Origin of the sequence: Methylobacterium segetis (assembly GCF_004348265.1) — a bacterium.
GTDB classification, from domain to species: domain Bacteria; phylum Pseudomonadota; class Alphaproteobacteria; order Rhizobiales; family Beijerinckiaceae; genus Methylobacterium; species Methylobacterium segetis.
This window is the reverse complement of sequence record NZ_SMNT01000061.1, coordinates 23715-33733: the sequence shown is the minus strand read 5'-3', so window position 1 is coordinate 33733 and position 10019 is coordinate 23715. Positions and strand designations below refer to the sequence as shown.

Sequence of the window (10019 nt, the reverse complement as noted above, 5' to 3'; positions counted from 1 at the left end):
CGCATCTCGCTCGGCATCAAGCAGCTCGGCGGCGACCCCTTCGCGGAAGCCGGCGAGATCAAGAAGGGCCAGGTCGTCACCTGCGAGGTGACCGAGGTCAAGGATTCGGGCGTCGAGGTGAAGATCATCGACACCGACCTGACCACCTTCGTGCGCCGGGCCGAGCTCGCCCGCGACCGCGGCGACCAGCGCCCCGAGCGCTTCGCGGCCGGCGAGAAGTTCGACGCCCGCGTCGTGCAGTTCGACCGCAAGGCCCGCCGTGTGCAGGTCTCGATCAAGGCGCTCGAGGTCGCCGAGGAGAAGGAGGCGATGGCCCAGTTCGGCTCCGCCGATTCCGGCGCCTCGCTCGGCGACATCCTCGGCGCGGCCTTCAAGAAGGCCCGCACGAGCGACGACAAGGAGTGAGACGCGCGGGGCCGCCCGAGAGGCGGCCCCGGCATCGTCGATCAGCCCGCGCGGGGACCGCCCCCGCGCGGGCTTTTTCGTGGCGCCGCCGCGCCGGCAGGGATGCGCGCCCCTCCCGGAACGGGAGACGGGTCCCGGACGGGACTCGCCGAACCGCACCGCGCCCTCTTGCCGGTCCGCGTCGCACGAGGCTAGAACACGCCACGCGGGCAGGCCTGAATGCCCGCGAGTCCCTGGCAAACCAATGACTTGCCCGACGATGCGCCCCGGTCCGCCCGGGGCGTGGGCAGGCCGCCCGGGGGCGGGCAGGGCGCGGGCTATCCCCGCGTCGCTCGGGCGAGACACGGTCCGGCGCCGCACGCCGGAGGCGAGGGAGACAGCCATCGCATGGCCGCTGACGCCGAACTCCTGATCGACCGCCGGCGCCTGCGCCGCAAGCTCTCCCTGTGGCGCGTGCTCGGGATCGGCGGCCTCGTGGTCGCCGCCGGCGCCGTGGGCTTCCGCGTCCGCGCCGGCACGGAGGGCGCTCTCTTCGGCGCCGTGCAGCCGCAGATCGCGCGCATCTCGGTCTCCGGCTTCATCGCCGGCAGCGAGGCCACGGCGAAGCTGATGAAGCGGATCGGCGAGTCCTCGGCCGTGCAGGGGGTCGTCGTCTCGATCAACTCGCCGGGCGGCACCACCACGGGCTCGGAGGAGCTGTTCCGCAACCTGCGCCAGCTCGCCGAGAAGAAGCCGATCGTCGCCTTCGTCGATGGCACGGCCGCGTCGGGCGCCTACATCACGGCGATCGCCGCCGACCACATCGTCGCCCGCGAGACCGCGATCGTCGGCTCGATCGGCGTGCTGTTCCAGTACCCGGACGTCTCGGGCCTGCTCGACAAGGTCGGCGTCAAGGTCGAGTCCATCAAGTCCTCGCCGCTCAAGGCGGAGCCCTCGGGCTTCAGCCCGACCTCGCCGGAGGCGCGGGCGGCGCTCGCCGCCGTCGTCGGCGACACCTACGGCTGGTTCAAGGGTCTCGTCGCCGACCGGCGCAGGATGGGCGAGGCCGAGCTCGCCAAGGTCGCCGACGGGCGCGTCTTCAGCGGGCGCCAGAGCGTGCCCCTGAAGCTCGTGGACGAGCTCGGCGGCGAGCGTCAGGCGATCGCGTGGCTCGAGACCGAGCGGAAGGTGGCCAAGAACCTGCCCGTGCGCGACTGGAAGCCGGGCTCCGAGAGCGGCTTCCAGCTCTGGTCGGCGCTCGGCCTCGGCGCGGATCTCGCCGGCCTCGACGGGCTCGGCGCGCGGCTCCGCGCGGTCGGCCGGGAGGCGGGGGAGATCGCCGAGGGCGGCCTCATGGCCGTCTGGCGCCCCGAGGGCGCCTCCGCCCGCTGAGAGGCCGGCCACCCGCACCCGACCCGGATCCTTCGAGAAGACCGCCGCATGATCAAGTCAGAGCTTGTGCTCAAGATCGCCGAGCAGAACCCGCATCTCTACCAGCGCGACGTCGAGACCCTCGTCAACGCGATCCTCGACACGATCGCCGACGCCCTGGCGCGGGGGGACCGGGTCGAGCTGCGCGGCTTCGGCGCCTTCTCGGTGAAACGGCGCGACGCGCGGCGCGGGCGCAACCCGCGCACGGGCGCGGCCGTTGCCGTGTCCGAGAAGGCGATCCCCGTGTTCAAGACCGGCAAGGAGATGCGCCTGCGCCTCAACGCGGCCGGTATCGGCGAGAGCACCGCCGCCTCGAACTGATTACCTCGGAGAGATCGATGATCCGCTTCCTCAAGGGTCTGGTGCTGCTTCCCGTCGCGATCCTCGTGATCCTGCTGGCCGTCGCGAACCGCGAGGCGGTGCGCCTCTCCTTCGATCCCTTCTCGGAGGCGCCGGTCTTCAGCCTGAGCCTGCCCCTCTACGCGATCCTGTTCGTCGCGGTGGCGATCGGCATCGTGGTGGGCGGCATCGGCGCCTGGGCGGGCCAGGGCGAGGCCCGGCGCAAGGCGCGCGACCGCCGCCGCGAGATCCGCCGGCTCGAAGGGGAGACCGCGCGCCTGAGGACCTACGCGCCGTCCTCCGAGACGGGCGGGCTCTACGGCACGGGCTCCGACCGCGCCGCCCTGCCGGCGCCCCGCTGAGGTCTCCGCTGCTCCCATGTCCGCCATCCGCGTCAAGATCTGCGGCCTCAGCACCGAGACGACGCTGACGGCTGCCCTCGATGCGGGCGCCGACTGGATCGGCCTCGTCCACTTCCCGAAGAGTCCGCGCCATGTCGAGCTGGAGCGGGCGCGCGCCCTCTCCCGTGCGGCCGCCGGCCGGGCGGAGCGCGTCGTCCTCCTCGTCGATCCGGACGACGCCCTCGTCGCGGCGGCTTTGGAGGCGGTCGATCCGGACCTGATCCAACTCCACGGCCGCGAGAGCCCGGAGCGCGTCGCCGCGATCCGGGCGCGGACGGGCCGGCCGGTGATGAAGGCGGTGGGCGTGGCGGGCCTCGAGGACCTGAAGCTCCTCGCCCCCTACGCGGCCGCCGCCGACCGGCTCCTCCTCGACGCCAAGGCGCCCCCCGGGTCGGCGCTGCCCGGCGGCAACGGCGTCGCCTTCGACTGGGACCTCCTTGCCGGCGTGCGGCTGCCCGCCGGCACCATGCTCTCCGGGGGCCTGACCCCCGAGAACGTCGCCGAGGCGCTCCGGCGCAGCGGCGCGGAGGCGGTCGACGTGTCCTCCGGCGTCGAGACCGGCCCCGGCCTCAAGGACCCGGACCGGATCCGCGCCTTCGTCGCGGCCGCGCGCGGGAGCGCCTGAGCGCCCGAGCCCCGGCGGGGGTGCCGCAGCGCGCCGCGTTGCAGGTCGGCCGCCCCGGGTTTAGAGGTCGCGGAACGACGCGCCGAACGTTCTCAGGAAGTGCAGCCCGTGACCATCGCCCCCACCCCGAACTCGTTCCGCACCGGCCCCGACGAGCGCGGCCGCTTCGGCATCTTCGGCGGTCGCTTCGTGGCCGAGACCCTGATGCCGCTGATCCTCGACCTGGAGGCGGCCTACGAGGCCGCCAAGGCCGACCCGGCCTTCCAGGCGGAGATGGATTCCTACCTGACGCACTATGTCGGCCGGCCGAGCCCGCTCTACTACGCCGAGCGCCTGACCGAGCACCTGCGCACGGGCGCCAAGCCCGGCCACGGCGCCCGCGTGTTCTTCAAGCGCGAGGAGCTGAACCACACCGGCTCCCACAAGGTGAACAACGTGCTGGGCCAGATCCTGCTCGCCCGCCGCATGGGCAAGCCGCGGATCATCGCGGAGACGGGGGCCGGCCAGCACGGCGTCGCCACCGCGACCCTCTGCGCCCGCTTCGGCCTGCAATGCGTGGTCTACATGGGCGCCGTCGACGTGGCCCGCCAAGCGCCCAACGTCTTCCGCATGAAGATGCTCGGCGCCGAGGTGGTCCCGGTCGAGTCCGGCACCAAGACCCTCAAGGACGCGATGAACGAGGCCCTGCGCGACTGGGTGACGAACGTCGCGGACACGTTCTACTGCATCGGCACGGTGGCGGGCCCCCATCCCTACCCGGCGATGGTGCGCGACTTCCAGTCGATCATCGGGCGCGAGACGAAGAGCCAGATGCTCGCGCAGGAGGGGCGGCTTCCCGATTCGCTGATCGCCTGCATCGGCGGCGGCTCGAACGCGATGGGCCTGTTCCACCCCTTCCTCGACGACCGCGAGGTCGAGATCTACGGCGTCGAGGCGGCGGGCCACGGCGTCGCCTCGGGCCTGCACGCGGCCTCGCTCACGGGCGGCAAGCCGGGCGTGCTGCACGGCAACCGCACCTACCTGCTGCAGGACGCGGACGGGCAGATCGCCGACGCGCACTCGATCTCGGCGGGCCTGGACTATCCCGGCATCGGCCCCGAGCATGCCTGGCTCCACGAGGCGGGCCGCGTGACCTACCTCTCGGCCACCGACGGCGAGACGCTGGAGGCGTTCAAGCTGTGCTCGAAGCTCGAGGGCATCATCCCGGCCCTGGAGCCCGCCCACGCGCTCGCCAAGCTCCTCGAGATCGCCCCCGCCAAGCCGGCCGACCACCTGATGGTGCTCAACCTCTCCGGACGCGGCGACAAGGACATCCCGCAGGTGGCCGAGATCCTGGGGACCCGCCTCTGAGGCGGGCGCGTTTCCGCGCGGTTTGGAAGCGTGGGCCCGTTGACACCGGAAGCCCGTTCTCCCTATACCGCCGTTCTCCGGACGGCCGCCGATCCCATCGGCGGCCCGGCTTGGGGCGGGGTAGCTCAGCTGGTTAGAGCAGAGGAATCATAATCCTTGTGTCGGGGGTTCAAATCCCTCCCTCGCTACCAAACACTTCAACGACTTATCCAGTTTTCTTCGACCGAGATTTGAACTCCGTTCGCGCTGGGTCGCAACGGGGTCGCACGGGTCGCCGAGTCGATCCGGCATCGGTGGCCGGGATCAAGAGCCGCCACCGAGTGAATTCCGTTTCCTCGGACCGGAGATGTCGACCGCTGACGCGCGAAGGCATGGGCCGTGCCGAGAACATCGGTTCCGCTTGTGAGCCATACCTTCGTTGATCGGCCGACCTGCGCGTCGAACTGCGCCGCATCAGGGGGACCTGGCACGTTCTGCACGGCGGCTTCACCGTAGTGGCGCCAGACCAATCCGGCTGCGCTGAAGGGCGTGCCATCCTCTCCCACCGGCGCGCCACGCTGGTGATGGTCGAAACGACCCGCCGCGGGCTCGCAGGCTGCTCCCACGTCCCACACCAGATCGGCCCGCGCGATCTCAGCCTCGTCGCGGGTTCGCACAAGCTCATGATCTCGCCCGACCTCACGTAGGCTGAGTGCCAGCCGTAGGACGGCATAGGCGAAGGTTTCATCGAGGTGGAAGGTCCCACTGGGGGTGACCAATTGGGGAGTGGATGGCGACATTTCCTTCTCCGCTCGGCGCTTCGGCTGAATGACCCAGAGCTTACGGCCTGTCCTGATCCAAATACGGCTTCGCTCCTAGGCCGAAGCGCAAAGCTGGCCGGAAAGGCAATCAACACGAATCAGTTCGGGGCGCCTCACCTGAGGGCCGCCGTTCTACCGATGGCCCGGACTATTCGTTCATCGGCTTACGAGAGGTTCGCGAAGCGTCCGCTTTCAAGTAGGCCGACCTTGGACTGCAAACGAACCGACGTTGGCCGATAGCGGTCCGTCCGCTTCGGGGCCAAGCTAGAGGTCAGCGGACGCTCTGCGCGGCTCAGGTAAAGGCCTCAGAGTGACCCCTTCCGGACCTTCGCTCCCGCCGCGTCGATGGTCTGCTCTGGAGGAAGAAGGCGACCGCGTCGCAGCCCCCACTTCGCCAGCACGTGGGTTGAGCGAGTAGGCGTTGTACGGCTTCGGTTGGTAGTAGCCTTCGGCATTGGAGAGGCTGACCGACCAGAACCCCTCGACCGGCACGTCCTTTACAGCGAGCTTGTAGACGGTGCTGCCGTCGTTCATGGCCGGGACGACGTTGAGGTAGACCGTCTCCGTCTGTGGATTGGCACCCCAGGCCGAGGCGGTCCCAATCAGGCATCGCACCGGGTCGACCTGATCCTTGGTGCCGAACATGCGGTTCGTGTCGGGGAGCGTCGAGGCGAGAATCAATAGCGCGTCGCGCACCTTCTTCTGGCTCGCCGGATCCCAGGACGGCCCCTCGAAGGTGCCCGGTTCGCCCGGCTGCTCGACGCTGATCGCGTCCTGCAGGGCTTGGACATGCGCGACGTCGTTCGGGTCGGACGGGTCAGCCAGGATTCGCACCCCGGTCAGGACGTAGCGCCTGCCGATCCGCTCCCGCGTAAGGGTGAGACTGAGCAGGCCCACGCAGAGCGGCCCGACGGCAGCTTACTGGAGTTCCAAGGATGCCTCGATCAGACCACGTACGTCCTGCCAAGCCGGCGCCGGCGGTGTGACCAAATCGAAGTGCCCGGCATCCGGGACGTTGATGAGCCGCGGCGCACTTCCGGACTTTCCTCGCACCGCGCGGGCATAGTCGTACGCGACCCATGGCGGCGTGAGCCGATCCAGCACGCCGCTGACCAGAAAGACCGGCACACCTGCTGGCGGGAGGGCTGCGGGCGAGACTTCCGATAGCTTGTCTGCTGGGGCGAGTCGCTCGACAATGCCCGGGCCGCAGAGCACAGGAACGAACCGCGCGAACGCCGCAAGATCGCCCACGCCGCCCAGACTGATGACCGCACGCGGGGCAAACTGGGGTGTTGCGTGAAGAGGGCTCGTGGACGGCAGTGAGCTGCGCGAGGCCGCCCAAAGGGCCAGATGACCGCCCGCCGAATGGCCCACGAACACCACGCGCGAGAGGTCCAGGTTGCGAGCTCCTGCCTCTTCAGCGAGGCGGCCCAGAGCGGCGCCCACGTCCTGATAAGTTCCGGGATAGCCGCCACCGGCCTCATCGGCGCGGCGGTAGCCTATGCTCCACACAGCGATGCCGCGACGCGTCAGCTCAGGGCCGAGGTGGCGCATCTGCTCGCGCCCGGCGGTGGCGACGCTCCAGCAACCCCCGTGGATGAGGACCGCGACTGGATGTGGGCCGGGGCCTTCGGGCAAATACACATCGATGCCCTGAGAGGAAGCCTCGCCATAGGCGATCTGCAGGGTCGGCGCAGGTCGCACCAAGGCACGAAAGGCGGAGAGTTCCACGGGATCGGCCGATGCCGGACCGATCGCGAGCATGGCCAAAGTGAGGATCGCGCAACGCGTCATGCCAGCCTCCTTGCACAGGAGTGATGCTCTCGACCGGGGCGATGAATTGTGCCGTTGCCCTTTAGCCCGTGGACAGGATCGGTGCTGACCCTGCTTCGCATGGCTCAGCCAAGCGCAGGCTAGTGGCGGATGCCGCGCGTAACCCAGTACTCGCGGGGCACACAGATGCCGAGCGGCGTCGAAAATTGGTCATGGAAGGCGATGAAGTCGCGGCGCAGGTCGGCCCGGCGAGGCTCGTCGAGGCTGGCGGCCAGCGCCTTGGTCGGGCCGTAGCCGCCGGAGAACCGCTCCCAAGCCGCCTCGGCGCTCGGCTCGCGGTAGAACGAGACGCCCTTCTCGAAGGCGAGCTCGAAGTTCTGGCCGAGGAGTTCCTCGATCCGCTCCGTCCGGCCCCAGGCGAACGGCGAGGGCGGGGCTGGTTCGGGTGGTGGCGGCATGTAGGGCTTCATCACCATGAACATCTTGAACACGCTGCCCTCCGCGAGCCAGGTGGTGAGACAGATCCGTCCGCCCTTCCGGCAGACCCGTGCCATTTCGGCAGCCGCGGTCTCGGGACGGCTCGCGAACATCACGCCGCAGGTGGAGATGACGGCGTCGAACGCGCCGTCCTCGAACGGCAGACCTTCCGCGTCTCCCAACTGGTAGGTGACGTCGAGGCCCTCGCTCCTGGCCTGCTCGGCGGCGAACGCCAAGAGATCGGCGCTGATGTCGGCGCCGGTCACCTGCGCGCCCCGTCTGGCAACCACGCGCGAAGTCCAGCCGGTGCCTGTCGCCAGGTCGAGCACCCGCTCGCCCGGCCGCGGATCGAGGCGCAGGACGCAGTGCTCGATGCTGTCGGCGATGCCGCGACTGATCTCGTTGTAGCGCGCCCCGCCGGAATTCCAGATGCCGGCGGGCCGGGCGTTGTGGGGCTGGATCTCGTAGTGCATGGTCGCATCCGGTGCGCGGCACCCCCCATTCAGGATGCCGTCACTCGCGCACGAAAGTCCATCGTGCCGTGTTCTCCGCAGATCCGAAGGTACGCTGCGTAGCCCGCGTAAGCGAAGTTCAGTGCTCCCGCAGCACGTTCGGCGATGAGCGAGTTGCGGAACGCAGTGGTATCGTGCGCCTATCGGCGAATGCATTCTGCCTGAGCGTTGAGGCGACGAGGAAACACCTCCGGTGTCTTGACGCCAAGCTGCGCATTCGGCTCGTCGTCTTGCTCGACCGATCGTGATCTTGACTTCGTGCAGTCGGCGGGACGAGATTGCCGCCCAGCCAGGAATGGCAGCCGCCCACTCCGTTTTTGAGGCTCATCGGCTTCCTCCAGAGGCGCGCAATGCCCCTGTTTCGTAGTGCTCTGCCCCAGCTCAGCGGTCGACCGTTCCTGACCGACGGCGGGCTTGAGACCACCCTGGTGTTCGGGGATGGGCTCGAACTGCCCTGCTTCGCGGCGTTTCCGCTGCTCTGCAGCGAGGAGGGCCGGAGCCGCCTGCTGCGCTTCTTCGATCCCTACATCGCGCTCGCCCAGCGGTACCGGACCGGCATGATCCTGGACACGCCGACTTGGCGGGCCAACGCTGATTGGGGTGAGCGGCTCGGCTTTGACTCGGGCGCCCTCGCCGAGGTGAACCGCACCGCCATCCAGTTCGTCTCGGCCCTGCGGCATCGGCATGCGAGGGCCGATCTGCCGCTCGTTCTCAACGGCGTGATCGGACCACGGGGCGATGGCTACGAGCCTGAAAAGGCCATGTCGGCCGATCAGGCCGCCGAATACCATCGTGCTCAGATCGAGGTCATTGCGGCTAGCGAGGCCGACATGGTGAGTGCGGTCACAATGACCTCGGTCGCGGAAGCGGTCGGCATTGCCCGTGCAGCCCGCGCGGCAGGTCTGCCGGTGGTCATCTCCTTCACGCTCGAGACCGATGGCCGCCTGCCTTCGGGTCAGCTCCTCGGCTCCGCGATCCAGGAGACCGATGCGTCCACCGAGGCCTACCCCACCTACTACATGATCAACTGCGCTCACCCCGCGCATTTCGAGGCCGTGCTAGCGGAAGAGGAGCCTTGGCTCGAACGGCTCCGAGGCCTGCGGGCCAACGCCTCGACGAAGAGCCATGCTGAACTCGATGCCGCCACCCAGCTTGATATCGGCGACCCCGCGGACCTCGCGCGCCGCTATGCCGGCCTCCGAAAGCGCCTGCCCGGCATCACGGTCCTCGGCGGCTGCTGCGGCACTGATCACCGGCACATCGCCGCAATCTGCGAGGCTTGCATCGAGGAGGCTTCTGCGTCCGTCGAGAGCCGATGGCAGTGAAGGGGCAGCCGGTTAGGCGGGAGTGGACGTCATCGTAGGAGGGCCGATGGTATATTACGGCTGTCACGTCGGGCGCCCCGTAATGAACGTTGTCCAAGTTGGCCGGCAGACGACGAGCGGGCTCACAGAACCGGTGTTTTGCCGACGCCGCAGGCTCCAGTCCGGTGTCCCGCTTAGACCTCGGTCATGGTCATGTTCTTGCCACCCATCTGCATGGCAACGCGACCGCGGAAGGAGGTCGGCGCCATCAGGTAGCGCGCTCGCCTGCGCCGCGTTCTGAACCCCAAGCAAACATTCGGCGTCCACTACATCGGGATTCATCAATCAGGCCAGTGCGTTAGGGCTGGCCTTCTTCTTTCCTGCGTCCACTATTTTCGAAAACAACACCCCAATCAACGGGTCCGCGTCCATTGTCGGCGTCAACCCACTGCTGAAACTGCGTTTTTAGTGGGCGCTGCCCTCCTAGGCGGCATGCGGAGGCGTCCCCGAGGAACTCGATCCTGCGAACGCGGCGCCGAGCGTTCACTCCGCCGGGATCTACCTTTCATTGCCGATACTTGAGACGGAGAGGCCGCCATCCTCATCCACTCCGTGGGCGCACG

The 10019-nt window shown here is 68.9% G+C and carries 11 protein-coding genes and 1 tRNA gene; 8 read left to right on the top strand and 4 right to left on the bottom strand.

Annotated elements, in window-relative coordinates:
* The 7 genes from E1J50_RS16400 to E1J50_RS16370 all read left to right on the top strand — a co-directional run.
* The coding region (locus E1J50_RS16400; protein WP_132254918.1) for a S1 RNA-binding domain-containing protein at positions 1 to 405 on the top strand (405 nt) is incomplete at its 5' end.
* 387 nt (positions 406 to 792) lie between these two features.
* Positions 793 to 1776: a signal peptide peptidase SppA gene (sppA, locus tag E1J50_RS16395; protein WP_132254917.1), complete on the top strand. Its 984-nt coding sequence runs from the start codon at positions 793 to 795 to the stop codon at positions 1774 to 1776.
* A gap of 48 nt (positions 1777 to 1824) precedes the next feature.
* Entirely contained in the window at positions 1825 to 2136 is a 312-nt protein-coding gene (gene ihfB / locus E1J50_RS16390) for an integration host factor subunit beta (protein ID WP_132254916.1), read from the top strand.
* A 17-nt stretch (positions 2137 to 2153) separates the two neighbouring features.
* The gene (locus E1J50_RS16385) at positions 2154 to 2516 is read left to right on the top strand and encodes a lipopolysaccharide assembly protein LapA domain-containing protein (protein WP_132254915.1); all 363 of its coding nucleotides are present in this window, start codon (positions 2154 to 2156) and stop codon (positions 2514 to 2516) included.
* Positions 2517 to 2532: 16 nt separating this feature from the next.
* Positions 2533 to 3180, top strand: a complete 648-nt coding sequence (locus E1J50_RS16380) for a phosphoribosylanthranilate isomerase (protein ID WP_132254914.1) — start codon at positions 2533 to 2535, stop codon at positions 3178 to 3180.
* A gap of 108 nt (positions 3181 to 3288) precedes the next feature.
* Positions 3289 to 4530 carry a tryptophan synthase subunit beta gene (trpB, locus tag E1J50_RS16375; RefSeq protein WP_132254913.1) on the top strand — a complete coding sequence of 414 codons (1242 nt, stop codon included), beginning with the start codon at positions 3289 to 3291 and terminating at the stop codon, positions 4528 to 4530.
* Between the two features lie 114 nt (positions 4531 to 4644).
* Positions 4645 to 4721 (top strand) — tRNA-Met (locus tag E1J50_RS16370).
* Positions 4722 to 4727: 6 nt separating this feature from the next.
* On the opposite strand, the gene E1J50_RS16365 is transcribed toward E1J50_RS16370, so the two are convergent.
* The 4 genes from E1J50_RS16365 to E1J50_RS16350 form a co-directional block, all read right to left on the bottom strand.
* Positions 4728 to 5309, bottom strand: coding sequence for an MYG1 family protein (locus E1J50_RS16365; protein ID WP_132254912.1), 582 nt, complete (start codon positions 5307 to 5309; stop codon positions 4728 to 4730).
* 285 nt (positions 5310 to 5594) lie between these two features.
* Positions 5595 to 6227, bottom strand: a complete 633-nt coding sequence (locus E1J50_RS16360) for a hypothetical protein (protein ID WP_132254911.1) — start codon at positions 6225 to 6227, stop codon at positions 5595 to 5597.
* 21 nt (positions 6228 to 6248) lie between these two features.
* A complete protein-coding gene (locus E1J50_RS16355) occupies positions 6249 to 7124 on the bottom strand; it encodes an alpha/beta hydrolase (RefSeq protein ID WP_132254910.1) in 876 nt (291 codons plus the stop codon).
* Between the two features lie 119 nt (positions 7125 to 7243).
* A complete protein-coding gene (locus E1J50_RS16350; RefSeq protein ID WP_132254909.1) occupies positions 7244 to 8053 on the bottom strand; it encodes a class I SAM-dependent methyltransferase in 810 nt (269 codons plus the stop codon).
* A 389-nt stretch (positions 8054 to 8442) separates the two neighbouring features.
* On the opposite strand from E1J50_RS16350, the gene E1J50_RS16345 reads away from it, so the two are divergent.
* Complete coding sequence (locus E1J50_RS16345; RefSeq protein ID WP_132254908.1) at positions 8443 to 9417, top strand: homocysteine S-methyltransferase family protein; 975 nt, start codon at positions 8443 to 8445, stop codon at positions 9415 to 9417.
* The last annotated feature ends 602 nt before the right edge of the window (positions 9418 to 10019 follow it).

Coding starts and splice junctions, on each gene's coding strand:
- sppA (WP_132254917.1), top strand. CDS start 793: ATGGCCGCTGACGCCGAACTCCTGATCGACCGCCGGCGCCTGCGCCGC.
- ihfB (WP_132254916.1), top strand. CDS start 1,825: ATGATCAAGTCAGAGCTTGTGCTCAAGATCGCCGAGCAGAACCCGCAT.
- E1J50_RS16385 (WP_132254915.1), top strand. CDS start 2,154: ATGATCCGCTTCCTCAAGGGTCTGGTGCTGCTTCCCGTCGCGATCCTC.
- E1J50_RS16380 (WP_132254914.1), top strand. CDS start 2,533: ATGTCCGCCATCCGCGTCAAGATCTGCGGCCTCAGCACCGAGACGACG.
- E1J50_RS16365 (WP_132254912.1), bottom strand. CDS start 5,309: ATGTCGCCATCCACTCCCCAATTGGTCACCCCCAGTGGGACCTTCCAC.
- E1J50_RS16355 (WP_132254910.1), bottom strand. CDS start 7,124: ATGACGCGTTGCGCGATCCTCACTTTGGCCATGCTCGCGATCGGTCCG.
- E1J50_RS16350 (WP_132254909.1), bottom strand. CDS start 8,053: ATGCACTACGAGATCCAGCCCCACAACGCCCGGCCCGCCGGCATCTGG.
- E1J50_RS16345 (WP_132254908.1), top strand. CDS start 8,443: ATGCCCCTGTTTCGTAGTGCTCTGCCCCAGCTCAGCGGTCGACCGTTC.